The sequence below is a fragment of the Herbaspirillum sp. 1130 genome, assembly GCF_017833835.1.
Taxonomy (GTDB): Bacteria; Pseudomonadota; Gammaproteobacteria; order Burkholderiales; family Burkholderiaceae_D; genus Herbaspirillum; species Herbaspirillum huttiense.
The window spans coordinates 437,633-463,996 of the sequence record NZ_JAFICQ010000003.1; the positions used below are offsets into that span (position 1 = coordinate 437,633).

Genomic DNA, 26,364 nt, shown 5'->3' on the forward strand with positions numbered 1-26,364 from the left:
CTGATCGTTTGCATCTTGTCGCCTGGCGCGCGTACAGGGTGTTTGGCGCGTCGCATCAATCAGGAGCCGGGCTTCAGACCTTGAACGGCGGGAATGAAGCAATCGCCCGAAAGCCCCCGTCTCATGCGCTGATCCATTCATATTGCCGTGCGAGAACGTGAGCGCGCCGTTCATGGCATCTGCTCAAATTTTTCATCTGAAATAAGTTTGACCCGCCCGGATCCCGCTGCTATCTTGGAACCGGTTCCAAAAGATTCATATAAATGAGCAGCCCGGAGCCTTCAGACAAATCAACCGACGCAGTTCAACGATTTGGCGGGCAATAGTGAGACAACACACCAAGACCGGCACCGACCGGGTCACCATCGCGCAGGTTGCGCGGGAGGCCGGGGTGTCGAAGACCAGCGTATCGCGTTACCTGGGCGGCGAATTCGACGCGCTCTCGGCACCGCTGCGCGACCAGATCAGCAAGACCATCGAGCGCCTGGGCTATCAGCCCAGCCAGATGGCGCGCGGGCTCAAGGGTGGCCGTACGCGGCTCATCGGCATGCTGGTGGCGGACATTCTCAATCCCTATTCGGTGGCCGTGCTGCATGGTGCGGAAGCGGCCTGCCAGAAGCATGGCTACACGCTCATGCTGTGTAACACCGGCAATGACGAGGCGCGCGAGAAGCAGTCGCTGGCCGCCCTGCATTCCTACAGCGTGGAAGGCCTGCTGTTCAACACCCAGGGCCGCAACGTGACGCCGCTGCGCGAGCTGGGGCAGGCGGCCTTTCCGGTGGTGCTGCTGGACCGGCACGTGGAAGGCTGCGACTTCGACCTGGTCGGCCTCGATAACGTCAAGGCCGCGCAACTGGCCACGCATCACCTGTTGGCGCAGGGTTATACGGATATTGCACTGGTGGTGCAGCCGCTGTTCGGCGTGAGTTCGCGGCAGGGGCGGCAGGCGGGATTTTTGCAGGCGATGGCGCAACGTCCAGATTGCCATGGCGAGACGCTGGAAGTGGATGTGGACCAACCCGGCCATGTGGCCACGGTCGTGCGCGAATATTTCCTGCGCCGGGCGGCCGCCGGCAGCTCGGGGCGAGTGGCCCTGCTGGCCGGCAACGGCATGGTCTCGCTGCAGATCGCGCTGGCCTTGCAGAGCATGTCGCTGCGCTTTCCGGATGACGTGGGCCTGCTGTGTTTCGATGAACTGGCATGGTCGCCGCTGGTGGGCAGCGGCATCAGCACCATCGAACAACCGACCTATGACATCGGCTTTACGGCCATCGAACGCTTGCTGGTCCGCATCCACGGCGAGCGCTCGGTGCGCATGGAAATGCTGCTCGATCCCCGCCTCATCTGCCGCGGTTCGACCGCCAGTGTGGACGGCCATCCGCAGCGCGCGCTGGTGAGCGGCATCGTGAGCAAGCTCCGGCCCGCGCCGCTGGCGCAAACAAGCGGCAGTTAAATCCAGCGCTGGAACCGGTACCAAGTTGCAGGCCTTTGATCGTGGCACTGCGCACTACTGGTAAGACCTTGTAACAGGACTGCAGAGCTGTTCAGTAAAGATGGCGCTCGTATTTCAGCAGCACGCAACCGTATTACGGCCTTCCGGCCGCATCACAGACCTGCAAGCGGGAAGCACAAGCAGGCAGCAACAAAGAGGGGCAAGCGAGTCCCTGCGGCCGCGCACCAGCGGGCAGCGGGATTCGGTGCCTGTCGCACTCAACGGACTGCCGTCCACACGGCATTGATTGATCAGGAGACCAGGATGAGCATCAAGAACATTTTCAACGCAAAATTCGTCGCACTGACGCTGGCCGCTGCCTGCGCAGTGGCAACCGCCGCCAGCGCCAGCGCGCAGAGCATCGCCGAGCTGACCAAGAAAGGCAAGATCACCATCGGTGTGGTCAGCGGCACACCGCCCTTCGGTTCGGTCGATGCCAAGGGCGTGCCCATCGGTTATGACGTCGATGTGGCCAACCTGATCGGCAAGTATCTCGGCCTGCCGGTGGAGATCGTGCCGCTGGTGCCGCCGGCCCGTATCCCGGCGCTGGAATCGGGCAAGGTCGACATGCTGGCCGCCACCCTGGCTCCCACGCCTGAACGTGCGAAGTCGGTGCTGTTCACGATTCCCTACAGCGGTTTCGAACTCTCCATCGTCGGTCCGGTGGGCAGCAACTTCAAGAAGCTCGATGACCTGGTCAAGAAGAAAGTGGGCGTCTCGCGCGGCTCCACCAACGACACCGCACTGACCCGCCTGGCGCCTCCGGGCACGGTGCTGGTGCGTTTCGAGGATGACTCCACGGTGACCCAGGCGCTGCTGTCGAACCAGGTCGATGCCATCTCCATTCCCAATACCATGGCCAATGAAATCGTCAAGAGCCGTGGCCAGGGCAAGATCGAAGTCAAGTTCCCGTACTCGGTGCAACCCAATTCGATGACCGTGCGCAAGGGCTCGTATGAGCTGCAGCAGTGGCTCAACAACTTCATCTACTACGTCAAGCTCAACGGCGAACTCGATGCCATCTCGCGCAAGTGGGCCGGCCCGCTGCCCAACCTGCCGGTGTTCTGATTCCGTCCTGCGGAATCTGTCTTGCAGAAGCGGCTGCGCAGCCATGAACTGCGCAGCCTGAGAAGAACAGATCACGCGCCGTTCAGGGGATGAGCGGACGGCGCGGGGTTGTCGGAGGAGCACACGATGCATTACGATTTTCAGTTCGCGTTCATCTTCCAGCACCTGGATCAGTTGCTGGTCGGCGCACTGCTCACCATACGGTTGAGCGCGCTGTCGATGATCTGCGGTTTGGCCGTCGGCATTTTCGGCGCCATCATTTCCATTCATGGCAGCGCACCGGCGCGGCTGGCGGTTACCTCCTACGTGGAGCTGATCCGCAGTACGCCGTTCCTGGTACAGCTGTTCATCATCTTCTTCGGTCTGCCTTCCATCGGCGTACAGGTCAATGCCAACATCGCCGCGCTGGTGGCCATGACGGTCAACCTCGGGGCCTACTCCACCGAGATCGTGCGGGCCGGCATGATGGCCATCCACCCTTCGCAGATCGAGGCGGCGCAGGCGCTGGCCATGACGCGCGGGCAGGTGATCCGGCATGTGGTGCTGACACCCGCGCTGGAAAAAGTCTATCCGGCACTGGCCAGCCAGTTCACGCTGATGATGCTGGCCTCCAGCATCGTCTCGGCCATCTCGGCTGAGGAGCTGACGGCCACGGCCAACCTGCTCGATGCCGAGACCTTCCGCAGCTTCGAGATCTACCTGGTGGTGATGGTGCTCTACATCCTGCTGGCATTGCTGTTCCGCCTGGCCTTCTGGCTGATCGGACTGGTGGTCTTCAAACGCCGTCGCCGCCTGGGCGTGGCTCGTCCGAGGAGGATGTGATGCTCGCTGAATTTTCCTTCGATAATTTCATGTTCCTGCTGGAGGCGGCGCGCTGGACGCTGCTGCTCTCGGCACTGGCCTTCATCGGCGGCGGCATCGCCGGCTTCATCGTGGCCCTGATGCGTACCTCGCACCTGGCCCCGCTGCGGCTGCTCTCGGCGGTGTACATCCAGATCATCCAGGGCACGCCGGTGCTGATCATCCTGTTCCTGTCCTTCTACGGACTGGCGATCTTCGGCTACAAGCTCCCGCCCATGGTGGCCGCCACCATCGCCATGACGATCTATTCCAGCGCCTATCTGGGCGAGATCTGGCGCGGCTGCATCGAGGCCGTACCGGTGCCGCAGTGGGAAGCGTCAACTGCCCTGGCCATGACGCGCTGGCAGCAGCTGCGCTACGTGATCCTGCCGCAGGCGGTGCGTATTTCGCTGCCGCCGACCGTGGGCTTCCTGGTGCAGATCGTCAAGAACACCTCGATCGCCTCCATCATCGGCCTGGTGGAACTGGCGCAGGCCGGCAAGCTGGTCAGCAATGCGACCTTCCAGCCTTTCCTGGTCTTCCCCATCGTGGCCGGTATCTACTTCGTTTTCTGTTATCCGCTGTCCCGTTTCGCTTTTGCCCTGGAGAGGAAATACCATGCCCATCGTTGAGATTGACAACATCACCAAACGCTTCGGCAGCAACCAGGTGTTAAACGGCATTTCGCTGTCGGTCGAGCGCGGCCAGGTGGTGGCCATCATCGGCCGTTCGGGCTCCGGCAAGAGCACCATGCTCCGCTGCATCAACGGGCTGGAGACCATCGATGGCGGCAGCATCACCGTGGCCGGCCACAAGCTGACCAACAAGCACGAACACCTCATCGAATTGCGCAAGGATGTGGGCATGGTGTTCCAGCATTACAATCTCTTTCCGCACCTGACCGTGGAGGAGAACATCATGCTGTCACCCCGCATCGTCAAGAAGACCGCCACCGACACTGCCCGCGAGACGGCCATCAAGGTCTTGAAGCAGGTCGGCCTGGATCACAAGCGCGACGCCTATCCCGAGCAGCTCTCCGGCGGCCAGCAGCAACGCGTGGCCATTGCCCGCTCGCTGGCCATGGAGCCGCAGGTGATGCTGTTCGATGAAGTGACCTCGGCGCTGGACCCGGAACTGACCGCCGAAGTGCTGAAGGTCATGGAAGAGCTGGCACGCGGTGGCATGACCATGCTGCTGGTGACGCACGAGATGGAGTTCGCGCGCCGGGTGGCGGACCTCACCGTCTTCATGCACCAGGGCAAGGTGTGGGAAGCGCGGCCTTCGGAGGAATTCTTCGCCGATCCGCAGACCCCGGAAGCCAGGCAGTTCATCGGCGCAGGGGCGCTCAAGTGAGTCCGGTCCTGGTCGCCGCCTCGGCCTATGGGGCGGACCTGGTGCGGCGGGTCGGCCATGCCGACCTGGTCCCGATGGTGGCGGCGGCCGGGGCGGCTGGCCTTGAAATACGGCGTGAGCTCTTCGATGGCCCGCAGGACCTGCCGGCCTTGCGCGCCTTGCTGGAGCAGCACAAGCTGTTCTCGGTGTATTCCGCGCCGTTGGAATTGTTCCGTGCCGACGGGCGATTTGATCGTGAGCAGATCGGCCAAGCAATGAATGAGGCCGAGGAGATCGGAGCACGTTTCCTGAAGGTATCGCTCGGCCATTTCTCGGTAGCCAGTGATCTGCAATCGCTGCTGCGCTTCCTCTCGCATTCCCCCATCGAAGTCCTGTTGGAGAACGACCAGACCCCGCAGGGCGGGCGGCTGGAGCCCATCGTCAGCTTCCTGGCGCTGTGCACCGGCAATGGCTATGCCTTCGGCATGACCTTCGACATGGGCAACTGGCACTGGCAGGGCGTCGATCCCGAGACCGCCGCACGCTCGCTGGCACCGCATGTGCGCTACGTGCACTGCAAGGGCGTGCAGGAGGACAAGGGCAAGCTCAAGGCCGTGCCGCTGCAGGCGCAGGATACGCACTGGCCGGCCATGCTGGCGCATTTCCCCACGGGCATCCTGCGGGCCATCGAATTCCCGCTGGTGGGCACGGATCTGGAAGAAACGACGCGCCGCCACGTGGCGATGCTGGCGGCCGTCTGAGGACAAGCACAATGACGATGCAACTGGATGTGGTGACCTGGGGCGAAGCCCTGGCCTTGCTGGTGGCCGATGAAGTCGGCCCGTTTGAAGAAGTGGAAAAATACACGCGCCGCCTCGCCGGTGCCGAGACCAATGTGGCCATCGGCCTGGCGCGCCTGGGTTTGAAGGTGGGCTGGGCCAGCCGGGTGGGTAATGATGCCTTCGGCCGCTTCATTCGCAAGCGGGTGGCGCAGGAAGGCGTGGAGGTCAGCCGCGTGCTGACCGACATGGAATTCCGCACGGCCATCCAGTTGAAGGCCAAGGCAGTCGATGGAGCAGACCCCGCCATCGAGTATTACCGCAAGGGATCGGCCGCCAGCCATCTGTCGCTGGAGGATTTCGATCCGGCGTATTTCGGGGCGGCGCGGCACCTGCACGCCACCGGCATCGCGCCGGCCTTGTCGCCCACGACGATGGCCTTCGCCCATCACGCCATGGAGTTCATGCGGGCGCAGGGCAAGACGATTTCCTTCGACCCCAACCTGCGGCCGATGCTGTGGCCCTCGCGCGAAGTCATGGCGCAGCAGTTGAATGCGCTGGCCTTCAAGGCGGACTGGGTGCTGCCGGGATTGTCGGAAGGGACGCTCCTGACCGGATATGAAGATCCGCGCGCCATTGCCGGCTTCTACCTGGAGCGCGGTGTGAAGATGGTGGTCATCAAGCTGGGCGCGGAGGGCGCTTACTGGCGCAACAGTGAAGGCGAGGGCAGGGTGGCTGGCGTGCCGGTGAAGGAAGTGGTCGATACCGTCGGCGCCGGGGACGGCTTCGCAGTGGGTGTCATCAGCGGCATGCTGGAAGGCTTGCCGGTACCCGAGGCCGTCATGCGCGGCAACCGCATCGGCGCGTTCGCCATCCAGGTGGTAGGCGACATGGAAGGCTTGCCCACCCGGGCCGAGCTGGAGGCGGCCTCGGCCTGATTTGACTCTCACAGGAATCGCCATGAAGCCGCACGTAGTCGTCTACAAAAAATTGCCCGAGCACCTGCTGCAGCGCCTGCAGGCAGAATGCGACGTAACGCTCTTCGACCGTATTACGCAAGATAACCGCGCCGATTTCCTCGCGGCACTGAAGACCGCCCACGGCATGATCGGTGCCAGCTTGCCCATCACCAACGACATGCTGGAGGGCGCGCCGCAACTCAGGATCGCCTCCACCATCTCGGTGGGCGTGGACAATTTCGACCTGGATTATTTTCGCCGGCGCGGGCTGATGCTGGCGCATACGCCCGGCGTGCTCACCGAAGCCACTGCCGATACCATCTTTGCCCTGATCCTCTCCACTGCGCGCCGCGTGGTGGAGCTGGCCGAATACGTCAAGGCCGGTCGCTGGAAGGGCAGCATCGGCGAGGCCCAGTTCGGCGTGAACGTGCACGGCAAGACGCTGGGCCTGATCGGCATGGGCCGCATCGGCTCTGCGGTGGCGCGGCGGGCGCATCATGGTTTCGGCATGCCCATCCTGTATCACAACCGCCGCCCCGATCCCGAGGCCGAGCGCGAACTCGATGCGCGCTACGTCAGCCAGGATGAGTTGCTGGCCCAGGCGGACTTCGTCTGCGTCATGCTGCCCCTGAATGCCGATACCGAACGCCTGATCGGCGCACGCGAATTCGCGCTCATGAAGCGTAGCGCCATCTTCATCAATGCCTCGCGCGGGCGCATCGTCGATGAGGCGGCGCTGATTGAGGCCCTGCAGGACAAGACCATTTATGGTGCCGGCCTGGATGTGTTCGAAGTCGAGCCGCTGCCCGCCGAATCGCCCCTGCTGCAACTCCCCAACGTGGTGGCCTTGCCCCACATCGGTTCGGCCACCCATGAAACCCGGCTGGCCATGGCCGAGCTGGCCGTCTCCAACCTGCTGGCCGGCCTGCGCGGCGAACCGGTACCCCACCTGGCGGTCTGAACAGCGCGGTGTTGCCTGCGGGCAGGCCGCGCTTCAATTCCGCTGCATGAAGTTTTTTCAGCTTCTCTTCATTTCCTCTTCCGCTCACGTGAATCTTTGGTGTATGCTGCGAACATTAAAAAGAACGATCGTGCTAAAAACCGGTAGGCACCCCGTTTTGCTTTTATAATCCTGCGGAAGTTTACGTTTACGTCAATTCCTTTTTGCAAGGGCCATGCGATGAAAGTATTAGTACCAGTCAAGCGCGTCGTGGATTACAACGTCAAGGTGCGCGTCAAGAGCGACGGCAGCGGCGTCGATATCGCCAACGTCAAGATGTCGATGAACCCGTTTGACGAAATCGCGGTGGAAGAAGCCGTGCGCCTGAAAGAAGGCGGCAAGGTCACCGAAGTGATCGCCGTCTCCGCCGGCGTGACCCAGTGCCAGGAAACCCTGCGCACCGCCATGGCCATTGGTGCCGATCGCGGCATCCTGGCCGAAGTGGCGGCCGATGTCGAACTGCAACCGCTGGCCGTGGCCAAGATCCTCAAGGCCCTGGCCGAGAAGGAACAGCCGCAGCTGATCATCCTGGGCAAGCAGGCCATCGACGATGACTGCAACCAGACCGGCCAGATGCTGGCAGCGCTCTTGGGCTGGCCGCAAGCCACCTTCGCTTCCAAGGTCGTGCTGGAAGAGGGCAAGGTCACCGTGACCCGTGAAGTGGACGGCGGCCTGGAAACCCTGGCCCTGACCCTGCCGGCCATCATCACCACCGACCTGCGCCTGAACGAGCCGCGTTACGTCACGCTGCCCAACATCATGAAGGCCAAGAAGAAGCAGCTCGATACCGTCAAGCCCGACGAGCTGGGCGTGGACGTGGCCCCGCGCGTGAAGACCCTGAAGGTCACCGAGCCTGCCAAGCGCAGCGCCGGCGTGAAGGTGCCGGATGTCGCGACCCTGGTCGCCAAACTGAAAAATGAAGCCAAGGTGATCTGATCATGACCGCACTCGTTATTGCTGAACACGACAACGCCAGCCTCAAGGGCAGCACTCTCAACACCATCACCGCGGCAGCGCAAGCCGGTGGCGATGTCCACGTCCTGGTCGCAGGTGCCAATGCCAAGGCCGCCGCTGACGCTGCCGCCCAAGTGGCAGGCGTCGTCAAGGTGCTGCTGGCCGATGCCCCGCAATTCGCCGACGGCCTGGCCGAGAACGTGGCCGAGCAAGTCCTGGCCATCGCCAAGGATTACAGCCACATCCTGGCGCCCGCCACCGCCTACGGCAAGAACATCCTGCCGCGCGTGGCCGCCAAGCTGGACGTGGGCCAGATTTCCGACATCACCAAGGTGGAGTCGGCCGATACCTTCGAACGTCCGATCTACGCCGGCAACGCCATTGCCACCGTGCAGTCGATCGACCCGATCAAGGTCATCACCGTGCGCACCACCGGTTTCGATCCGGCCGCGCAGGGTGGTTCGGCGGCCGTGGAAAGCATCCCGGCCGTGGCCGATTCGGGCAAGTCCAGCTTCGTGGGCCGTGAAGTGGCCAAGTCGGATCGTCCGGAACTGACCGCTGCCAAGATCATCGTCTCCGGTGGCCGTGGCATGGGTTCGGCGGAAAGCTTCAAGATCCTGGAACCGCTGGCCGACAAGCTCAACGCCGCCATGGGCGCCTCCCGCGCTGCGGTCGACGCAGGCTATGTGCCCAACGACTGGCAGGTCGGCCAGACCGGCAAGATCGTCGCGCCCCAGCTTTATATCGCTGTCGGTATCTCCGGCGCGATCCAGCACCTGGCTGGCATGAAGGACTCCAAGGTCATCGTCGCCATCAACAAGGACGAGGAAGCGCCGATCTTCTCGGTGGCCGATTACGGCCTGGTGGGTGACCTCTTCGAGGTCGTCCCCGAGCTGGTCAAGCAGCTTGGCTGATCTGTCCTGAACCGTAGTATTCGCCCCGGCTCCGGCCGGGGTGTTTTCGTGCAAGCAAGGAACGCCGGCAGAGCGTTCCGCATTGGAGGTTGGAGATGAGTTACACCGCGCCCGTGAAGGATATGTTGTTCGTCATGAACGAACTGGCCGGTCTGGCAGCCGTGAATGCGCTGCCGGGCTGCGAGGATGCCACGCCGGAAACGGCCGAGGCCATTCTCGAAGAAAACGCCCGTTTCTGCAGTGAAGTGATCGCCCCGCTGAACCATTCTGCCGACAAGGCCCCCAGCAGCTGGGCCGACGGCAAGGTCACCACCAGCCCCGGATTCAAGGAAGCCTTCCGCCAGTTTGGTGAAGCCGGCTGGCAAGGCGTGCAGCATCCCGTGGAGTTCGGCGGACAAGGCCTGCCCAAGCTGCTGGCCACGCCCTGCATCGAGATGCTGAATTCGGCCAATCTCTCCTTCGCGCTGTGCCCGCTGTTGACCGATGGCACCATCGAAGCGCTGATGACGGCCGGCACCCAGCAGCAGAAGGAAACCTTCATCGCCAACTTCATCTCCGGCAAGTGGACCGGCACCATGAACCTGACCGAGCCGCAGGCCGGCTCCGACCTGGCACTGGTGCGTACCCGCGCCGTGCCGGAGGGGGACGGGACCTACAAGCTCTTCGGGACCAAGATCTTCATCACCTATGGCGAGCACGACATGGCCGAGAACATCGTCCATCTGGTGCTGGCCCGCACGCCCAATGCGCCCGAAGGCGTGAAGGGCATTTCGCTGTTCATCGTGCCCAAGTTCCTGGTCAATGCCGACGGTTCGCTGGGCGCGCGCAATGACGTGCACTGCGTTTCCATCGAACACAAGCTGGGCATCAAGGCCAGCCCGACCGCCGTGCTGCAGTTCGGTGACCATGGCGGCGCCATCGGTACCCTGGTCGGCGAAGAGAATCGCGGCCTGGAATACATGTTCATCATGATGAATGCGGCGCGCTTTGCCGTGGGCATCCAGGGGCTGTCGGTGTCGGAGCGTGCCTATCAGAAAGCCGTGTCCTATGCCCGCGACCGCATCCAGTCGCGCGACCTGGCCGGCTCGCCCGGTCCGGTGGCAATCATCCACCAGCCCGATGTGCGCCGCATGCTGATGTCCATGCGCGCCCAGATCGAGGCGGCGCGGGCCTTGTCCTATGTGGCCGCGGCCACGTCGGATGCGGCGCACTTCAGCGATGACGAAGCCACCCGCAAATCCAACCAGGCCTTCTACGAATACCTGGTGCCCATCGTCAAGGGCTGGATCACCGAGATGTCCATCGATGTGACCTCCACCGGCGTGCAGGTACATGGCGGCATGGGCTTCATCGAGGAAACCGGCGCGGCCCAGCATTACCGCGATGCGCGCATCCTGCCGATCTACGAAGGCACGACCGCCATCCAGGCCAATGACCTGGTGGGCCGCAAGACCGTGCGTGACGGCGGCGCTGTTGCCAAGGGCATCATCGCCCAGGTGCGCCAGACCGCGGCCGAACTGCAGGGCGATGCGCAACTGCAGCCCATCGCGGCGCGCCTGGCCGAAGCCGCCGATGCGCTGGAACAGGTGGTCGGGTATGTGGTGGCCAACGTCAAGAGCGATATCAAGGCGGTCTTCGCGGGCAGCGTCCCGTATCTGAAGATGGCCGGCGTGGTGCTGGGTGGCTGGCAGATGGCGCGTGCAGCGGCCATCGCGGCGGGCAAGCTGAAATCCGGCGAGGGCGACGGCAAGTTCTACGAAGCCAAGCTGGCGACCGCGCGTTTCTATGCCGAGCAGATCCTGCCGCAGGCGCTGGCCTATCGCACGGCCATCGTCGATGGCGGTGCAGCGGTGATGGCGCTGGCCGAAGAGCAGTTCTGATCCCGGCTTCAAACAAAAGCCCGGAACATCGTAGACGATGTTCCGGGCTTGTTCATTGGGATCGTGAGGGCAGGGCAGCAGCTCAGCCGAAGGCCCCGCCAGTGAAGAGCAGGTCGAAGCTGCGCGCCAGCAGGGCGATCACCCCCATGGCACCCAATCCCACGGTCAGGACCAGGATCAGTGCCAAGATCCAGTGCGATTCAGAACGCTTGCCGCTGCCGGCGTTGTAGCGCGCATCCCACTTGTCGTCCGGCGTGAGGCCGAGCACCAGCGCTTCCAGGCAGGCAATCAGCGCCGACAGCACGAAGGGCAGTCCGGTGAAGAGCTTGGGCGCGTCCGGCCGTGCTGCCATCAAGGCCAGCGACAGCGGAATGGCCAGGATATGCAGCCAGCCGAAGCGATCACGGCCGCCGTGGAGATAGAAACGGTGCAGGCCGATGCTGCCGAAAGCGGTGGCCAGGAAAGTCGTCAGGGTCTTGTTCTTGTGGCGGGGTGCGGAAGGCAAGGGCATGCTGCGCGTCTCTTTATTCTGTTGTAAGCCGCCAGAGATGACGCTGGCGGCCGTGTTGTGGTCAGGTCTGGCAGCAGTATAGCCGAGCCCCTGGCGCAGGGTGATTTCCGTCAGGACAAGCTGCGATGCGGCAGTCCTCGCTGGAGGTGGGGCAAAAGTGATGCCAAAAGACATCACTTTTGCCGTGTTTTGGGGAGTTTGCAGGGCGTTGTGCGTTGGTCTATGGCACAAAAGCGCCAAGCAACTTGCCCGGGTGTGCGGAAGTCCGTTATAATCTGCGGCTTTTCCGTGTCCGTATTCTTACTGGAACCATTATGGTCGTTATTCGTTTAGCTCGTGGCGGCGCCAAGAAGCGCCCCTTCTACAACATCGTTGCAACCGACTCGCGCAATCGTCGCGATGGCCGTTTCATCGAGCGCATCGGCTTCTACAATCCGGTCGCTTCCGGCAAGGAAGAAACCGTGCGTATCGCTGCTGACCGTCTGGCTCACTGGCAAGGCGTTGGCGCACAACTGTCGCCGACCGTTGCTCGCCTGGTCGCTGAAGCCGGTTCCAAGGCTGCTGCTTAATACAGGTTTTCCTGTCTGATTCCGCGCCGGTTCTGCTGGCGCATGGATGAAGAACAGGTCTGGTGTACTCATGACTCATCCAGCCCAAGCGGGGTTCTCCGCACCCGACGATCTCGTGACCGTCGGCCATGTGACCGGAGCCTACGGAATCCAGGGCTGGATTCGCGTGCGTCCTTATTCTTCCGAGGCAGATGCCTTGTTGAATGCCAAGACCTGGTGGCTGGAGAAATCCGGCCAGCCCAAGCAGGATGTCGATGTCATGCAGTCCAAGGGGCACAGCGGCGATGTCGTTGCGCGCCTGACCGGGGTAGCGGACCGCAATGCGGCCGAAGCGATGAAGGGAACGGTGGTCTCCATCTCCCGCAAGCACTTCCCGGCGCTGGATGACAATGAATTCTACTGGGTCGATCTGATCGGCTCGGCAGTGGAAAATCTCCAGGGTGAAGCCTTGGGCGTGGTGTCCGACATGATGGACAACGGCGCCCATCCCATTCTGGTGGTGAAGGCCCCGGTGCAGGAAACTGCGCCCGAGCCGCAACCGCAACCCGCTGCCGACGCAAAGCCGAAGAAGGGTGCCAAGGAGAAATCCGCGGCGGCGCCCGAACTGCTGATTCCGTTTGTCGACCAGTTCGTCAAGACGGTGCAGCAGAGCGAAAAAAAGATCATCGTCGACTGGGACAAGGATTACTGACCTTCAAGGTCAGTTTTTTCTTTTCCGGCTCGCTGATGTGAGCAGATTCAAACGATTCAAAAGAACCCAGGAAATGGAGGCGTGATGCAGTTTGATGTCGTCACTCTGTTTCCCGAGATGTTCGCCGCGCTGACGCAGTCCGGCATTACCCGCAGGGCGCTGGAGCAGCAGCGTTGGGGCTTGCAGTTGTGGAATCCGCGTGAATTCACCACTGACAATCACCGCACCGTGGATGACCGCCCCTATGGCGGTGGCCCCGGCATGGTGATGCTGGCCAAGCCGCTGCAGGCTGCCATCGAGGCGGCGCAGCAGCGGCAGCAAGCGCTGGGTCTGGCCCGGCCGCGTGTGATCTATTTGTCACCGCAGGGCGCACCGCTGACGCATGAGCGCGTGGTGCGGCTGTCGCAGGACAGCGGGGCGGTGCTGCTGTGCGGACGCTATGAAGCAATTGACCAGCGTCTGCTCGACAAGTGCGTGGACGAGGAAATCAGCATCGGGGACTTCGTCCTCTCCGGCGGTGAATTGCCGGCGATGGCGCTGATGGATGCAGTGATCCGGCTCTTGCCGGGTGCGCTCAACGACAGCGCCTCGGCAGTGGAAGACAGTTTCGTCAACGGATTGCTGGACTCGCCCCATTACACGCGTCCGGAAGTCTATGAAGGTGAACCGGTGCCGTCCATCCTCCTGGGTGGGCACCATGCCGAGATCCAGAAATGGCGCCGGCAGCGGGCACTGGAAGCCACGCAGAGCAAGCGTCCTGACCTCATCGTCAGGGCCCGCGAGCAGGGCTTGCTGAGCAAGGCCGATGAAAAGTTTCTGGGCAGTTTGCCGCAGCAGTAAGCCGGCACGCGAGCAGATCGCCCGAGTGAAGTTTTAGCAGCAAATGCAGTACCGCAGGCCCGGCAACGGACCTGCACCGTGCGGTGGCCGATGTCACCGTGTTTGAAACCCCATCCTCTACCGGGCTTTACAATCCGCCCTCGTGGCAATGGCGCCGGCAAGATGGTTACAGGAGCAAAAAATGGATCTGATCCAGCAACTCGAGCAAGAAGAGATCGCGCGTCTCGCCAAGAACATTCCCGACTTCGCCCCCGGCGACACCGTGATTGTCAACGTGAACGTGGTTGAAGGTACCCGCAAGCGCGCTCAGGCTTACGAAGGCGTCGTTATCGCCCGCCGTAACCGTGGTCTGAACTCCAACTTCATCGTCCGCAAGATTTCTTCGGGCGAAGGCGTTGAGCGTACCTTCCAGCTGTACTCGCCGCTGATCGCCTCGATTGAAGTCAAGCGTCGTGGTGACGTGCGTCGTGCCAAGCTGTACTACCTGCGCGAACGTTCGGGCAAGTCGGCACGTATCAAGGAAAAGCTGCCCAGCCGTGCGGCAAAGGCTGCTGCTGCCGAGTAATCGGTCGCCTGTTGATGCGTCAGGAAAAGGGGTGTCTCGCGACGCCCCTTTTTCGTTTCTGACACCCGATTGAAGTCCTGACAACCTCACGATCAAGCGAGCACAACGTGGCCAGTTTCGATCCCGTCAATCTGCCTGTAGATGCCGTCGCCGGCGAAACTGCGCTGGAGGCCGCGCGCCTGAATGCCGACTGGCTGCGCCAACGCTTCGCCGACCCGCCGCGCTGGGAGCCCGAGCACAGCGGCGACCAGATGGCGCGCCTGGCCGAGTCCAAAGGACGCTTCCGGCTCGCTTCGGTGCTGATCCCGATCGTGCTGCGCGAGGAGGGGATGACGGTGCTCTTCACTCAGCGCACAGCTGACCTGAAGGACCACGCAGGACAGATCAGTTTCCCCGGTGGCCGCCGCGAAGACTATGACGGCTCGGCCATCGAGACCGCCCTGCGTGAGACCGAAGAGGAAATCGGCCTGGCGCGCCAGCACATCGAAGTCATCGGCTCGCTGCCCGATTACTTCACCGGCACCGGTTATCGGGTCACGCCCGTGGCCGGACTGATACAGCCGCCTTTCGAGGCCGTGGGCGACCCGCGCGAAGTGGCCGAGATCTTCGAAGTGCCACTGGCTTTCCTCATGGATGGATTGAACCATCAGCGCCGCTCGGTCGAGTTGCCGGCACCGGTAGGCCGGCGCAGTTTCTACACCATGCCCTATGACCGTTACTTCATCTGGGGCGCGACTGCGGGCATGCTGCGCAACCTGTACCACTTCCTGCGCAGCTAGTGGCAGCATTTGTCGCCTCGCAGATACGCAATGTCGCTTTTAATGTTCAAATAAGTAAAAATCCGTGACATCACGCTCTTGATTGTGATCAACGAATCAATTGTTTGATTCCCCTCTTGCACTGCGCTATCGTACGGGCTACAGAGACACCTAAGGCAGCTTGATGACATTTCTTTCCATTCTCTTTGCGCTGTTAATCGAACAACTCAAACCACTGCGCGCAGACAATCCGGTATACGCGTCGATCAAGTCTTTCGCGGCCACCATTGAAGGCTGGTTCAACGCCGGGCACGCTCATCATGGCCGCCTGGGCTGGGTGGTGATGGTGGGGGCGCTGACGGTGCCGGTGGCGCTGATCTATTGGCTGCTGCTGCATGTGAGCCTGGTGGCGGCCTTTGCCTGGAACGTGCTGGTGGTCTATATGACCCTGGGCTTCCGCCATTACAGCCATTACTTCACCTCCATCCAGCTGGCCCTGAACACGGGCGACGAAATGACCGCCCGCACCCTGCTGGCCGAATGGACCAAGCAGGACACCACGGCGATGGATGTGAGCGAAATTTCACGCATCGCCTCCGAGCGCGCACTCATCACCACGCATCGTCACGTTTTTGGCGTGTTCTTCTGGTTCCTGATGCCGGTCGGCCCGGCGCTGGCGGTGATGTACCGTGTGGCTGAATACCTCTCGCGCGCCTGGAACGAGCCGGATCACATGAAATATGAAGCTTTCGGCCGCTTTGCCGCCCAGGCCTTCTACTGGATCGACTGGATTCCGGCGCGCCTGACGGCCGCTGCCTTCGCCGTGGTCGGGAACTTCGAGGATGCCATCTATGCCTGGCGCAACTTCGCCAGCCGCTGGGACGACGAAGCCGCCGGCATCATCCTGGCCGCCGGTGGCGGCGCCATGGGCGTGCGTTTCGGTACCGAGAAGGAAGCGGCCGCCGGCATCATCCTGCCGGCCGATGCTGCCACGGTCGATTCCATGCCGGAAGAAACCGACGGCCTGCCCGGCGATACCCCCTCGCCGCGCACCCTGCAGAGCACCGTGGGCCTGGTCTGGCGCGCCTTGCTGCTGTGGATGTTCCTGTTGTTGCTGCTGTCTGTGGCAGTGTGGATGGGCTAGGCGACACTGGTCATTCAAGAAGCGGGCTCAGGCCCGCTTTGTTTTTGGGAACGCGATTGCCGCCAACCCGGTATACTTCCGACTTCACTTCAGAAGGCCGCCACGTGCAGGAATGCATGGTTTGCCCGCAGGGCATGAGCGGCACGCAGTAGCCGGGGGAGACCGGTAGAAGCCAAGTCTTCTATAAGATATAATACTCAGTACCGCAGGCACCCAGGCAGTGGATCGCCGAGGCACCGCGGACTCCAGGGCTCCGGTCCCACCAGGACAAGGGCATTCGGTTGCAAGCGCTTTAGAAGAATGCATGTATGGCTGATCCCATCAAACCCGCAAACGCACCGGCCAAAGAATTCATCATCCTGGGCAAGACCTCGGATGGCCGGCAGTTCCGCCCCAGCGACTGGGCGGAGCGCCTGTGCGGCGTGATGTCGTGCTTCCGTCCCGAAGGCAGTGGCGGTCGCAATGCACACCTGAAATATTCTCCCTACGTGCTGCCCACCCACATCGATGGCGTGCGCTCGGTGGTGGTCAACGAAGCCCTGCGCGAGCTGGAGCCGCTGGCCTATCACTTCGTGGTCAACTTCGCCAAGGACAACGACCTGCAAGTGGTCGAGGCCTGTGTGCTGCCGGATCCGCCCAAGGACAACAAGGCCGGCTGATTGCCTGCCGCGCATTGCCGTACCCTCGCCAGCTTCACGCCGCGGCTTCCTGCGGGCGGTCCCGCCAGCCGTTACACTAGACGTCATCTTGTCGGTCTCGTCGGTGACTCAGCCTTCAGCTTGCGCCAGAGTCTCACGGGATCATCGGGCCGCCTGCGGCCCTCTCATCACGGAGAACCAGCATCATGAACCACCGCATGGAGCGCGATACCTTTGGCCTGATCGAAGTCCCTGCCGATCGCCTGTGGGGCGCGCAGACCGAACGTTCGCTGCACCACTTCCACATTTCCACCGAGCGCATGCCGGCCGAGCTGATCGTGGCGCTGGCCGCCGTCAAGCGTGCCTGTGCCGCCGTCAACCGCGACCTGGGCAAGCTGGACGGCAAGAAGGCCGACGCCATCATCGCGGCGGCCGATGAGGTCATCGCCGGCAAGCATCCGCTGGAGTTTCCGCTGTCGGTCTGGCAGACCGGTTCCGGCACCCAGAGCAACATGAACATGAACGAGGTGCTGGCCAACCGCGCTTCCGAACTGCTGGGCGGCGTGCGCGGCGAGGATCGCCTGATCCACCCGAATGACGACGTCAACCGCGGCCAGTCCTCCAACGACATCTTCCCGACGGCCATGCACGTGGCGGCCTGCATGGCGGTGGCCACGCACCTGATTCCCTCGCTGCACACCCTGCGCGCCACGCTGGCGGACAAGTCCGCGCAGTTTGCCGACATCGTCAAGATCGGCCGCACCCACCTGCAGGACGCCACGCCGCTGACGCTGGGCCAGGAGTTCTCGGGCTACGTGGCCCAGCTGGATCATGCCGAGTCGGCCATCATCGCCACCCTCAATGCCATCTCCGAGCTGGCCGCTGGCGGCACGGCGGTCGGCACTGGTTTGAACGCACATCCCGAATTCGGCGAGCGCGTGGCGGCCGAGCTGGCCAAGTACTTCGGTTTCCCCTTCAAGACCGCGCCCAACAAGTTTGCAGCGCTGGCCGGGCACGATGCCCTGGTGGCCGCGCACGGCGGACTCAAGACCCTGGCGGCAGCCATGATGAAGATCGCCAACGACGTTCGCTGGCTGGCTTCCGGTCCGCGTTCGGGGCTGGGCGAGATCACCATTCCCGAGAATGAGCCGGGCAGTTCCATCATGCCAGGCAAGGTCAATCCGACCCAATGCGAAGCCATGACCATGCTGTGCGCACAGGTGTTCGGCAATGATGTGGCGCTCAACATTGGCGGTGCCAGCGGCAATTTCGAGCTCAATGTGTTCAAGCCGGTGATCATTCACAACTTCCTGCAGAGCGTTCGTTTGCTGGGCGACGGCATGGCCAGCTTCGAGGAGCACTGCGCGCGCGGCATCGAAGCCAACCACAGCCGCATCGGCGATCTGATGGAAAAGTCGCTCATGCTGGTGACGGCCCTGGCCCCGCACATTGGTTACGACAAGGCTGCCAAGATCGCCAAGCAGGCGCATCACGACGGCACTACCCTGAAGCAGGCGGCGCTGGCGCTCGGTTATGTGACGGAAGAACAGTTTGCCGAGTGGATCAAGCCTGAGCAGATGACGCGGCCGGGTTGAGCGTGAGATGGTTAGTTGGTTGCAGGAGCGTTGGAGGCTTTAAGTTACCCAGGGCTACGACCATAAACGGCCTTGAAAAAGGCCGTTTTCTTTCAGGTCTTGCTTCCATGCGACGGTGCTTGCTTATTCAAAAGCCAAAGCACGCATCTTCACCGACCGGCTTGCCTTGCCGGATTTCGTATTCGCACGTGGGTTGTTGTGCTGCATCGGTAGTCACCCGCGTTACGGACCGTCTGATGTTATCAGCGGATTGCGTGTCAATCGCCTGATCGATGAGTTGATCATGCAGACGTATCTGGCATTCTTGGTAGGTGTAGCGATTGATGATCTGTTTGCTGGCGCTGTCGTAGAGGACTTCGACCAGAAGCCGGGTTTGCGTATCCAGCATGAGGGGTGCATGATTTCCGAGGAAGCAGATGCTTGTCTTGGTAATGCCGTAGTAAGCGATGGAAGGGATTCTTCCCCGCGCATCCAGCGTCAATGCAAGGATCTGAACATCTCCCCAGTTGGTTTGCGCCACGGAGAATGAAGGTCGATGGGCTCCTGGAGGGGGAAGAGTGATTTCCCGAAGTATTGCTCCGATCTTGATGTTCGCCTTTTTGATGCGTCCGCTTGCGGGGACCGTCTTGACGAGCGCTATCTTCTTCTTTTCGATGTCTGTGGCGACAGTAGCGCAGGGCACGAAAAAAGCGAGAAAAATGGAGAATGTCATCCTTTTCATTTTTTTCTCACTTCAGTAGCAATTTGCTGATCAAGCGGAATTTGTCCAGCCGATCCTCTCTGCTAAGGGGCGGATACTCAGGCAGATCTCTCCGTCCGGGGCCGCGATTGATCACTCTTCCCACCTCGTCAACCACTGCCTCCGACTCGCCTTTTCTGGCAGATCGCCTTACGTCGTTGGTGCGCCAGTACCAGCACGAGGCCGTAAACGAAAGGTAAGAGTCGGAACTCAGAATTTCGGGGGCACTGGCCACATCGACTGTCCTGATGTATCGATTCAGATAAAGGTTGAACGCCTTGTAATTGATTTCAGATGTGATTTGAACAAAGCCTCTGCCCTTGTAGCGGGAGGCACTGCTGGCATACTTTGACGGGAGTTCCGTCATCAGTCGCATCCCCGCTGATTCGTGAACGCCTTGCGCCAGGTAATGAGCCTGCTCCAGACGATCCGTTACGCCCCATTGCAGCATCGTTTTGTTGAGGTTGATGCGATGTGTCTTGAAGGTCTCCTGATCGGTATTGGGCATGATCCGCATAAGTTCAGCTTCACTCAGCCACATGCATTTTGCGAGTTGTTCGATGAATCGCAGGGGATGTGCATGCCAGACACGTTTGGAATCAGGAAGACCCGCTACATCTTCCCAGAAGGCAATACGTTCGATGTGCTTCGTCAGCGCGGCAAATTGATCCATGGTGAGTTTTTGAGCTCCGAACTCATCTGTGGTTACCCGCTGGAATCGAACCGGAATGTCCGTCTTGCTCCATTCTGTCGGATGACTGGCGATCAGGCCGCTGATTTTTTCTTCGTTTTTGCCAGCGATCCTATTGATGCCAACCGACGAATCAGTTTCTGATGTCGATGGTTTTGTCAGAGCTAGTAGACCTTCATCATCAATTACGCCGTCCAAACTGTTTTGAGCGGCTGTCTCTGCAAAGGCCTGGAAGCCCGCCCAGTCTGCGTCACTGGTGAACTTGATGTCATCCGCTTTAGTCCAGTACCGCCTGTCCTTGTCTGGCACATAAAGCGGGATCCAGAATGTTCCTCGATACTCCCGCTTGATAAACTCTTCATCCTTCAGCCATGGAGCCATCCATGGCACCACCACCGTTCCGGCCGGCAAGATGTGCTCGTTTTTAAGGGGGTTGTTGGCGAACGCGATCAGGCTGTCGGTTTTGGGGAGGAACTGCTTTACGATACGTTTTTTGCCTTTTTGGTGCAAAGACGATGATTCGACCATTTCCTCCGCGATCTGATCTTCGCTGACCCAATAGTGTTCACTTTTCATCCGTATTTTGTAATAACCCCCCTCCGGCTGATGCGGCGCGACTTCAAGAGGCATGGAGGTATCTACAGCAAACATCTGTTCGGTCAGCAAGTCATTCAGAACGGATTGCGCCTGCGTGAGCAGACATTTTCCCCATATGGTCTTGTTCACGTTCTTGAGGAATGCGTTGTCGCCAAAGAAAATTTCAAAGTGGAAGCCTTTGGATGGCGTGGTCAGGTTGTCGGGAATGCTCCCGCAATAACCAAGGATGTCGCCTCTGCGGACGCGTGCCGAGCCGATGCCGGAAATGACTGCGCCATTCGCGGTTGGCTCGATGACCTCTTCGCGGGCTGGTTCGATGACCGGGCGTTTCTTCTTGTCAAACACGGGCTGCCCGTCTTTTACCAGCGGCCGGGCCGGGATGATTTTCCGGATGAAATTCAGACCAGGAAGTTGGCCCGTTTTGAGTTCTTGGAATGCACGTAAATGCATATAGAGGGAATAAAAGACCAAGCTGCTCGTTCCCAAGACTGTTTGGCCGAGTTCCGCTTCATGCTTTAACAGCACAAAACTCCGCGAATAGGTCGATTGATTAAAAAACGCATCTGAGGTGTCGTTCGCATCGTAACGATAGGCGACCAGTTCACCGTCTGCGATTGCCCGTATCGGCGCATTTCTGTCGGTGGGGTGGATATGGAGGCCGCCGTGCCAGAATCGGTTCTTGCCAATCAGGTAGGGACCGCTGAGAATTCCGCTGTTGTTAAAAAGAGTGTCAGGTACGACTCGTTGCTCGTTGCCAGCGACATACGGCAGTTCAATGGGGTAGGTGATGATCATGGTGTTGAATTGGGCGAAGCTGAGGAGTAGGTAGGCGGCAGGGGGCAGGCGCGTGCCACATGCTGCAGCTGGCGGCTCACATCATCATGGGACACCACGAAGCGGACGAGCCGAATTTGCGATACTAGAAGGCAAAACGTCAGTTCAGGCTGGTCGGAGGCGAAGAAAGCCGTGTGAACGGAATTTTTTCGATCTGGTGGAAGCCATAGTGATGGCAGCGAGGCAGAGGAAGCGGAAAAACGACGACAAGCTCTCCTGCATGTTTTGCCTTGGCTATTTCGAACTTGCAAAGCCTTTTCAACCCCGTGTATATCTCTGTTGATTAGGGTTACGAATTGAAACATCTCAAGATTTCACCGCAGCCCCGGCGTATATTGCTTTCCTGCGCCAGATGCGTCTGCAAGCCGCACCAGGCAAGGATTACAGGCTGATACGGCTGCGTGGGGAACGCGGCCTTGATGCCATCCGGCAAGCATTCCAGACCTTCCAACTATTCTGAGACACCCCCGAGGGCAACAACATGAAAAAACTAGCGGCAATTGGCGTCTGTGGCGTGCTGGCGGTAGCCGGCCTCGTCGCCAGCGCTTCGGCCTATGCGCACGGGCGCTTCTATGGTGGCGTGGTGATCGGTGGACCAGTGTGGGTGCCGCCCCCGGTCTACTATCCGCCGCCGGTGTATTACCCGCCGCCGGTCTACGTGGAGCGGGCCCCCGCACCGGTCTACGTGGAGCCGCAGCGCCAGGACTACTGGTACTACTGCGCCGAGTCCAAGTCCTACTATCCCTACGTCCAGAACTGCCCCAGCCCCTGGATGAAGGTCGTGCCCAATACGCCGGGCGTGCCGGGCAGTACGCCGCCGCAATAAGCCTTGCCTAAGCTACGTAATTCGTCGATCCCCGATAAAGGAAACATCGTGAAACCCCTCTACAAGACCGCCGCGACCGTGACCGCCGTCGGCGCCATGCTGGCGCTGGGTGGCTGCGTGAGCGTGCCGACCGGCCCGTCGGTGATGGCCATGCCCGGCAAGGACAAGACCTACGAACAGTTCCGCGCCGACCAGCAGCAATGCCAGCAATACGCCCAGGACGCCATCGGCGGCCAGGCCGCGCAGACCCAGAACAATGCCGCCAACAGCGCCGCAGTCGGCACCGCCGTGGGTGCCGTGGCCGGTGCCCTCATCGGCGCGGCCTCGGGCAATGCCGGTGCGGGCGCGGCCATCGGCGCCGGCGGCGGCTTGCTCGTAGGTAGTGCCGCTGGCAGCAACGCGGCCGCCGGAGGCAATTACTCGATGCAGCAGCGCTACGACATGACCTATACCCAGTGCATGTACAGCAAGGGCAACCAGGTGCAGCAGCCAGTGCAGACCACCACCGTCTATACCTATCGCCCGCGCTACTACGCACCGCCGCCGCCCCCGGGGTATTACGGCCCGCCGCCGGTGTATTACGGTCCGCCACCGGGTGCGTATTGAACCCGCGCACAAGCCGAGCCCAGCGCCTGAACCGCCTCCTTGCAGGCGGTTTTTTCTTATGCAACGCAACATGGCGCGCTGCCGGTGCTATACTCGCCGCCATGCTTTTCCGAAAAGATCAACTTGCGAAAACCCAGCATTGGTGGCGCGCCTGAACGAGGCGGCCCGTTTTCACACAGCTTGACCATGTGACCATGATGCCGCCGGTTCCGGCGGCATTGTTTCTTCAGCTTCGGGACCGGCGGCATTCCAGAGATTAACGATCAGGAATGACCATGTCTTCGAACGCCACGAGCTCCACCCCCACCACCAGCAGCCTGCCCGTCGTCCTCACCGGCGATCGTCCTACCGGTCCACTGCACCTGGGCCACTACATCGGCTCGCTCAAGTCGCGCGTGGCGCTGCAGGAAAGCTCGCGCCAGTTCCTGCTGCTGGCCGATACCCAGGCCATGACCGACAACGTCGGCCGCCACCAGAAAGTCACCGACAACGTGCTCGAAGTGGCGCTGGACTATCTGGCCGTGGGCATCGATCCCGAGAAGTCGACCATCTTCATCCAGTCCCAGGTGCGTGAGCTCTACGAGCTGTCGATGGTGCTGCTGAACCTGGTGACGGTCTCGCGCCTGGAACGCAACCCCACCATCAAGGAAGAGATCCGCCTGCGCGGCTTCGAGCGCGACATCCCGGCCGGCTTCCTGACTTATCCGGTCAGCCAGGCCGCCGACATCACCGCCTTCAAGGGCCAACTGGTGCCGGTGGGCAGCGATCAGTTGCCCATGATCGAGCAGACCAATGAACTGGTGCGCAAATTCAACGCCACCGTGGACCGCGAAGTGCTGGTCGAGTGCAAGGAAGTGCTCTCCGAAACCGGCCGCCTGCCCGGCATCGACGGCAAGGCCAAGATGAGCAAGTCGCTGGGCAACTCCATCGCCCTAGGCGCGACCCCGGCCGAGATCAAGCAGGCCGTGCACCGCATGTACACCGACCCCAACCACCTGCGCGTGGATGATCCGGGCCAGGTCGAGGGCAATGTGGTCTTCACCTTCCTGGACGCCTTCGACCCGGACCGCGATGCCGTGGCCGAACTGAAGGCCCACTACACCCGCGGCGGCCTGGGCGACAGTGTAGTCAAGCGTCGCCTGGAAGGGATCCTGCAGGAGATGCTCGAACCCATCCGCACCCGTCGCGAAGAATTCGCCAAGGATCGCGGCGAAGTGCTGGCCATCTTGAAGCGCGGCACCGAACGCGCCAGCGCCGTGGCCGCGCAGACCATGTCGGAAGTCAATGCCGCCCTGGGCCTGAACTACTTCGGGTGACCCGGCTCGGCGCTTTTTGGCCGATAAATGAAAACCGCCGCATCCCAACAGGGTTTGCGGCGGTTTTTTACATGCCTGGGTGAAGTTTTTTACCGATTTTTGGTCGGCGTCATCGGCGGCAATTCCAGCAGCACTTCCAGTCCGCCTTCGGCCAGGTTGCGCAGGCGCAGCTGGCCGTGATGGTTCTCGGCGATATTGAGCGCGATGGTCAGCCCCAGCCCGGTACCGCCGGTATCGCGCGAGCGCGAGGCCTCCAGGCGATAGAAGGGTTCGAACACCGCCTCCAGTTCGGACTCCGGAATGCCCGGCCCCTGGTCGCGGATGCGGATGGCGATCTTCTGCTGTTCCAGCGCGATGGACACCCGCGCCGACTTGCCGTACTTGCAGGCATTGTCGATCAGGTTGGTCAGGCAGCGCCGCAGTGCGCCCGGCTGGGCCAGCACGAAGGCGCGGGTGCTGCCTTGCAGGGCCACATCCTGGCCGGCATCGGCGGCGTCGGCACAGACGCTGTCGAGCAGGGAATCGATATCCAGCGCCTGGATCTTCTCGGAGGAATCCATGCTGCGTGCCAGGTCCAGTCCTTCCCGCACCATGCCGTGCATCACGCCCAGGTCGTCGATGAGCTTCTGCTGCAGCGGGGCATCGGTGACCTTCTCCAGCCGCAGCCGCATGCGCGTCAACGGTGTCTGCAGGTCATGCGTGATGGCCGCCAGCATGTGGGTACGATGCTGGATCTGGCGGCGGATGCGCGCCTGCATGGCATTGAAGGCGTGGGCCGCCTGGCGGATCTCGGTCGGTCCCGTCTCGGGCAGCGGTGCATGGTCGATGTCGCTGCCCAGGCGCGAAGCGGCTTGCGCCAGCTGGCGGATCGGGCGCGTGGCCATGCGCGCCACCAGCCAGGCCAGCATGGCGATCAGGACCAGGAACAGCAGAATGTATTGCAGCCCGAACAGCCCGGCCGGCCCGCCCGGCCCACGCCCGCGCAGGGCAGGGGGCTCGCCCGGCTGGTGCAGGCGCAGGCGCATGAGCGCCTGGTCATGCAGGCTGATGTAGATGACGCGGCAGGTATCGCGGCGCGGTCCTCGTCCGTCGTCGGCACGCAGGGGCGGGCACTCGCTCTCGCGCTGCACGGCAATCTTGCGGTCCTCGCCCAGGCGTGCCTGCAGCATCTCTATCAGCGGGCTGGTGCTGGCATTGGGCCCGATGGCGTCATTCATGTCCTCCACCATGCGTGCCTCGAAACCGAAGTTGGTGGCGGCCTGCAGGACGATGGGGCGCTGCGCCGGCGGGATGTCGTCCACCGCCTGCACGATCTGTTCGACGCGGTCGGCCAGGTGCTGGAAGCGCAGCTCGCGCAAGGTATTGCGGCGCTCGTTGCCAGCCAGCCAGTTGGTGGCGAATACCGCCACCACGATCCCGCCCAGAAGCAGGAAGAAGATGCGGTTGCCGATGGAGCCAATGAAATTCTTCATGCCGTCCGGCCTGCGCCTTCGGCTGTCACGGTCGTGGCCAGCACGTAGCCCTCGTTGCGCACGGTCTTGATGATGGTCGGCGTGCGCGCGTCATCGCCCAGCTTCTGGCGCAGGCGGCTGATCTGGATATCCACCGAACGGTCGAAGGGATCGGATTCACGGCCTTGCGTGAGTTCCAGCAACTGGTCGCGATTGAGCACGCGGTTGGGATGGTCGAGGAACACCTTCAGCAACCGGAACTCGGCCCCCGACAAGGCCACCACCACGCCATCCTTGTTGACCAGGTGGCGTGCGGTGAGGTCCAGCGTCCAGCCGGCAAAGCGCATGGTGGCCACATCCGGCTGCGCCATGTTGGGCGGCAGTGCCTGCGTGCGGCGCAGGACGCTGCGGATGCGGGCAAACAGTTCGCGCGGCTCGAAAGGCTTGGCCAGGTAATCATCGGCCCCCATTTCCAGTCCAAGGATGCGGTCCAGCGGCTCGCCGCGTGCAGTCAGCATGATGACCGGCACCGAGGAGGTGGCGCGCAGGTTGCGGCAGAGGGTGAGGCCGTCCTCGCCCGGCAGGGTCAGGTCCAGCACGATCAGGTCTACCCGCGATTCTTCCAGCACGCGGCGCATTTCGCTGCCATTGGTGGCGGTGAGGGTGCGCAGGCCGTTGCTGTCCAGGTATTCGGCCAGCAGGGTGCGGATGTCGCGGTCGTCGTCGACGACGAGGATGTGAGTATTTGTATCCATGGATCGCATTATGCCGAACT

The 26,364-nt window shown here is 61.8% G+C and carries 27 protein-coding genes; 22 read left to right on the plus strand and 5 right to left on the minus strand.

Annotation, left to right across the window (positions count from 1 at the left end; all coding sequences use genetic code 11):
- Window positions 1-325 precede the first annotated feature (325 nt).
- From JOD78_RS15560 to JOD78_RS15610, 11 genes are all read left to right on the plus strand, one after another.
- The gene (locus JOD78_RS15560; RefSeq protein ID WP_209568532.1) at window positions 326-1,453 is read left to right on the plus strand and encodes a LacI family DNA-binding transcriptional regulator; all 1,128 of its coding nucleotides are present in this window, start codon (window positions 326-328) and stop codon (window positions 1,451-1,453) included.
- Window positions 1,454-1,756: 303 nt separating this feature from the next.
- Window positions 1,757-2,560, plus strand: coding sequence for a transporter substrate-binding domain-containing protein (locus JOD78_RS15565; RefSeq protein ID WP_121038551.1), 804 nt, complete (start codon window positions 1,757-1,759; stop codon window positions 2,558-2,560).
- Window positions 2,561-2,686: 126 nt separating this feature from the next.
- On the plus strand, window positions 2,687-3,382 hold the full coding sequence (locus JOD78_RS15570) for an amino acid ABC transporter permease (RefSeq protein WP_121038554.1): 696 nt from the start codon (window positions 2,687-2,689) through the stop codon (window positions 3,380-3,382).
- Complete coding sequence (locus tag JOD78_RS15575) at window positions 3,382-4,032, plus strand: amino acid ABC transporter permease (protein ID WP_121038556.1); 651 nt, start codon at window positions 3,382-3,384, stop codon at window positions 4,030-4,032. Before JOD78_RS15570 ends, JOD78_RS15575 begins: the two co-directional genes overlap by 1 nt.
- Window positions 4,019-4,753 carry an amino acid ABC transporter ATP-binding protein gene (locus JOD78_RS15580; RefSeq protein ID WP_088756750.1) on the plus strand — a complete coding sequence of 245 codons (735 nt, stop codon included), beginning with the start codon at window positions 4,019-4,021 and terminating at the stop codon, window positions 4,751-4,753. The genes JOD78_RS15575 and JOD78_RS15580 overlap by 14 nt, the downstream gene beginning before the upstream one ends.
- The gene (locus JOD78_RS15585; RefSeq protein ID WP_134134831.1) at window positions 4,750-5,493 is read left to right on the plus strand and encodes a TIM barrel protein; all 744 of its coding nucleotides are present in this window, start codon (window positions 4,750-4,752) and stop codon (window positions 5,491-5,493) included. The genes JOD78_RS15580 and JOD78_RS15585 overlap by 4 nt, the downstream gene beginning before the upstream one ends.
- 11 nt (window positions 5,494-5,504) lie before the next feature.
- A complete protein-coding gene (locus JOD78_RS15590) occupies window positions 5,505-6,449 on the plus strand; it encodes a sugar kinase (RefSeq protein WP_280920996.1) in 945 nt (314 codons plus the stop codon).
- Window positions 6,450-6,471: 22 nt separating this feature from the next.
- Window positions 6,472-7,431, plus strand: coding sequence for a D-glycerate dehydrogenase (locus tag JOD78_RS15595; protein ID WP_209568530.1), 960 nt, complete (start codon window positions 6,472-6,474; stop codon window positions 7,429-7,431).
- A 219-nt stretch (window positions 7,432-7,650) separates the two neighbouring features.
- Window positions 7,651-8,406, plus strand: coding sequence for an electron transfer flavoprotein subunit beta/FixA family protein (locus tag JOD78_RS15600; protein ID WP_034332360.1), 756 nt, complete (start codon window positions 7,651-7,653; stop codon window positions 8,404-8,406).
- Between the two features lie 2 nt (window positions 8,407-8,408).
- The gene (locus JOD78_RS15605; RefSeq protein ID WP_121038569.1) at window positions 8,409-9,338 is read left to right on the plus strand and encodes an FAD-binding protein; all 930 of its coding nucleotides are present in this window, start codon (window positions 8,409-8,411) and stop codon (window positions 9,336-9,338) included.
- Between the two features lie 95 nt (window positions 9,339-9,433).
- Window positions 9,434-11,218 (plus strand): acyl-CoA dehydrogenase, encoded by a 1,785-nt coding sequence (locus JOD78_RS15610; protein ID WP_134134837.1) that lies wholly within the window; start codon window positions 9,434-9,436, stop codon window positions 11,216-11,218.
- 82 nt (window positions 11,219-11,300) lie between these two features.
- Here the strand turns inward: JOD78_RS15610 and JOD78_RS15615 are convergent, their stop codons facing one another.
- The gene (locus JOD78_RS15615; protein ID WP_134134839.1) at window positions 11,301-11,729 is read right to left on the minus strand and encodes an NINE protein; all 429 of its coding nucleotides are present in this window, start codon (window positions 11,727-11,729) and stop codon (window positions 11,301-11,303) included.
- 314 nt (window positions 11,730-12,043) lie between these two features.
- Between JOD78_RS15615 and rpsP the strand changes: the two genes are divergently transcribed.
- From rpsP to fumC, 8 genes are all read left to right on the plus strand, one after another.
- Window positions 12,044-12,298, plus strand: a complete 255-nt coding sequence (rpsP, locus tag JOD78_RS15620; RefSeq protein WP_008327198.1) for a 30S ribosomal protein S16 — start codon at window positions 12,044-12,046, stop codon at window positions 12,296-12,298.
- A 70-nt stretch (window positions 12,299-12,368) separates the two neighbouring features.
- A complete protein-coding gene (gene rimM / locus JOD78_RS15625) occupies window positions 12,369-12,989 on the plus strand; it encodes a ribosome maturation factor RimM (RefSeq protein WP_134134842.1) in 621 nt (206 codons plus the stop codon).
- Window positions 12,990-13,073: 84 nt separating this feature from the next.
- Window positions 13,074-13,829: a tRNA (guanosine(37)-N1)-methyltransferase TrmD gene (gene trmD, locus JOD78_RS15630; RefSeq protein WP_121038584.1), complete on the plus strand. Its 756-nt coding sequence runs from the start codon at window positions 13,074-13,076 to the stop codon at window positions 13,827-13,829.
- 181 nt (window positions 13,830-14,010) lie between these two features.
- Complete coding sequence (rplS, locus tag JOD78_RS15635; protein WP_008327243.1) at window positions 14,011-14,394, plus strand: 50S ribosomal protein L19; 384 nt, start codon at window positions 14,011-14,013, stop codon at window positions 14,392-14,394.
- 107 nt (window positions 14,395-14,501) lie between these two features.
- On the plus strand, window positions 14,502-15,173 hold the full coding sequence (locus JOD78_RS15640; RefSeq protein WP_121038587.1) for a CoA pyrophosphatase: 672 nt from the start codon (window positions 14,502-14,504) through the stop codon (window positions 15,171-15,173).
- Between the two features lie 163 nt (window positions 15,174-15,336).
- Window positions 15,337-16,296 carry a CobD/CbiB family protein gene (locus JOD78_RS15645; protein ID WP_121038589.1) on the plus strand — a complete coding sequence of 320 codons (960 nt, stop codon included), beginning with the start codon at window positions 15,337-15,339 and terminating at the stop codon, window positions 16,294-16,296.
- Window positions 16,297-16,604: 308 nt separating this feature from the next.
- The gene (locus JOD78_RS15650) at window positions 16,605-16,955 is read left to right on the plus strand and encodes a DUF3579 domain-containing protein (RefSeq protein WP_008327247.1); all 351 of its coding nucleotides are present in this window, start codon (window positions 16,605-16,607) and stop codon (window positions 16,953-16,955) included.
- A gap of 185 nt (window positions 16,956-17,140) precedes the next feature.
- Window positions 17,141-18,529: a class II fumarate hydratase gene (fumC, locus tag JOD78_RS15655; RefSeq protein ID WP_134134844.1), complete on the plus strand. Its 1,389-nt coding sequence runs from the start codon at window positions 17,141-17,143 to the stop codon at window positions 18,527-18,529.
- 127 nt (window positions 18,530-18,656) lie between these two features.
- On the opposite strand, the gene JOD78_RS15660 is transcribed toward fumC, so the two are convergent.
- Window positions 18,657-19,241 carry a hypothetical protein gene (locus JOD78_RS15660; RefSeq protein ID WP_209568528.1) on the minus strand — a complete coding sequence of 195 codons (585 nt, stop codon included), beginning with the start codon at window positions 19,239-19,241 and terminating at the stop codon, window positions 18,657-18,659.
- 16 nt (window positions 19,242-19,257) lie between these two features.
- Entirely contained in the window at window positions 19,258-21,351 is a 2,094-nt protein-coding gene (locus tag JOD78_RS15665) for a hypothetical protein (RefSeq protein WP_209568526.1), read from the minus strand.
- Between the two features lie 520 nt (window positions 21,352-21,871).
- Between JOD78_RS15665 and JOD78_RS15670 the strand changes: the two genes are divergently transcribed.
- From JOD78_RS15670 to trpS, 3 genes are all read left to right on the plus strand, one after another.
- Window positions 21,872-22,216, plus strand: coding sequence for a hypothetical protein (locus JOD78_RS15670; protein WP_034332345.1), 345 nt, complete (start codon window positions 21,872-21,874; stop codon window positions 22,214-22,216).
- Between the two features lie 48 nt (window positions 22,217-22,264).
- Entirely contained in the window at window positions 22,265-22,822 is a 558-nt protein-coding gene (locus JOD78_RS15675; protein WP_034332343.1) for a glycine zipper family protein, read from the plus strand.
- 275 nt (window positions 22,823-23,097) lie between these two features.
- A complete protein-coding gene (trpS, locus tag JOD78_RS15680) occupies window positions 23,098-24,138 on the plus strand; it encodes a tryptophan--tRNA ligase (RefSeq protein ID WP_121038601.1) in 1,041 nt (346 codons plus the stop codon).
- An 89-nt stretch (window positions 24,139-24,227) separates the two neighbouring features.
- On the opposite strand, the gene JOD78_RS15685 is transcribed toward trpS, so the two are convergent.
- The gene (locus JOD78_RS15685) at window positions 24,228-25,610 is read right to left on the minus strand and encodes an ATP-binding protein (RefSeq protein WP_034338891.1); all 1,383 of its coding nucleotides are present in this window, start codon (window positions 25,608-25,610) and stop codon (window positions 24,228-24,230) included.
- Window positions 25,607-26,344 carry a response regulator gene (locus JOD78_RS15690; protein WP_199725008.1) on the minus strand — a complete coding sequence of 246 codons (738 nt, stop codon included), beginning with the start codon at window positions 26,342-26,344 and terminating at the stop codon, window positions 25,607-25,609. Before JOD78_RS15690 ends, JOD78_RS15685 begins: the two co-directional genes overlap by 4 nt.
- Window positions 26,345-26,364 lie beyond the last annotated feature (20 nt).

What these genes read in the sequence shown, in the direction of transcription:
- fumC (WP_134134844.1), top strand. Translation starts at nt 17,141, where the DNA reads ATGAACCACCGCATGGAGCGCGATACCTTTGGCCTGATCGAAGTCCCT.
- rplS (WP_008327243.1), top strand. Translation starts at nt 14,011, where the DNA reads ATGGATCTGATCCAGCAACTCGAGCAAGAAGAGATCGCGCGTCTCGCC.
- JOD78_RS15575 (WP_121038556.1), top strand. Translation starts at nt 3,382, where the DNA reads ATGCTCGCTGAATTTTCCTTCGATAATTTCATGTTCCTGCTGGAGGCG.
- JOD78_RS15600 (WP_034332360.1), top strand. Translation starts at nt 7,651, where the DNA reads ATGAAAGTATTAGTACCAGTCAAGCGCGTCGTGGATTACAACGTCAAG.
- rimM (WP_134134842.1), top strand. Translation starts at nt 12,369, where the DNA reads ATGACTCATCCAGCCCAAGCGGGGTTCTCCGCACCCGACGATCTCGTG.
- JOD78_RS15565 (WP_121038551.1), top strand. Translation starts at nt 1,757, where the DNA reads ATGAGCATCAAGAACATTTTCAACGCAAAATTCGTCGCACTGACGCTG.
- trmD (WP_121038584.1), top strand. Translation starts at nt 13,074, where the DNA reads ATGCAGTTTGATGTCGTCACTCTGTTTCCCGAGATGTTCGCCGCGCTG.
- JOD78_RS15610 (WP_134134837.1), top strand. Translation starts at nt 9,434, where the DNA reads ATGAGTTACACCGCGCCCGTGAAGGATATGTTGTTCGTCATGAACGAA.
- JOD78_RS15660 (WP_209568528.1), bottom strand. Translation starts at nt 19,241, where the DNA reads ATGACATTCTCCATTTTTCTCGCTTTTTTCGTGCCCTGCGCTACTGTC.
- JOD78_RS15580 (WP_088756750.1), top strand. Translation starts at nt 4,019, where the DNA reads ATGCCCATCGTTGAGATTGACAACATCACCAAACGCTTCGGCAGCAAC.
- JOD78_RS15590 (WP_280920996.1), top strand. Translation starts at nt 5,505, where the DNA reads ATGACGATGCAACTGGATGTGGTGACCTGGGGCGAAGCCCTGGCCTTG.
- JOD78_RS15570 (WP_121038554.1), top strand. Translation starts at nt 2,687, where the DNA reads ATGCATTACGATTTTCAGTTCGCGTTCATCTTCCAGCACCTGGATCAG.
- JOD78_RS15685 (WP_034338891.1), bottom strand. Translation starts at nt 25,610, where the DNA reads ATGAAGAATTTCATTGGCTCCATCGGCAACCGCATCTTCTTCCTGCTT.
- JOD78_RS15650 (WP_008327247.1), top strand. Translation starts at nt 16,605, where the DNA reads ATGGCTGATCCCATCAAACCCGCAAACGCACCGGCCAAAGAATTCATC.
- rpsP (WP_008327198.1), top strand. Translation starts at nt 12,044, where the DNA reads ATGGTCGTTATTCGTTTAGCTCGTGGCGGCGCCAAGAAGCGCCCCTTC.
- JOD78_RS15615 (WP_134134839.1), bottom strand. Translation starts at nt 11,729, where the DNA reads ATGCCCTTGCCTTCCGCACCCCGCCACAAGAACAAGACCCTGACGACT.
- JOD78_RS15605 (WP_121038569.1), top strand. Translation starts at nt 8,409, where the DNA reads ATGACCGCACTCGTTATTGCTGAACACGACAACGCCAGCCTCAAGGGC.
- JOD78_RS15645 (WP_121038589.1), top strand. Translation starts at nt 15,337, where the DNA reads ATGACATTTCTTTCCATTCTCTTTGCGCTGTTAATCGAACAACTCAAA.
- JOD78_RS15690 (WP_199725008.1), bottom strand. Translation starts at nt 26,344, where the DNA reads ATGGATACAAATACTCACATCCTCGTCGTCGACGACGACCGCGACATC.
- trpS (WP_121038601.1), top strand. Translation starts at nt 23,098, where the DNA reads ATGTCTTCGAACGCCACGAGCTCCACCCCCACCACCAGCAGCCTGCCC.
- JOD78_RS15665 (WP_209568526.1), bottom strand. Translation starts at nt 21,351, where the DNA reads ATGATCATCACCTACCCCATTGAACTGCCGTATGTCGCTGGCAACGAG.
- JOD78_RS15595 (WP_209568530.1), top strand. Translation starts at nt 6,472, where the DNA reads ATGAAGCCGCACGTAGTCGTCTACAAAAAATTGCCCGAGCACCTGCTG.
- JOD78_RS15670 (WP_034332345.1), top strand. Translation starts at nt 21,872, where the DNA reads ATGAAAAAACTAGCGGCAATTGGCGTCTGTGGCGTGCTGGCGGTAGCC.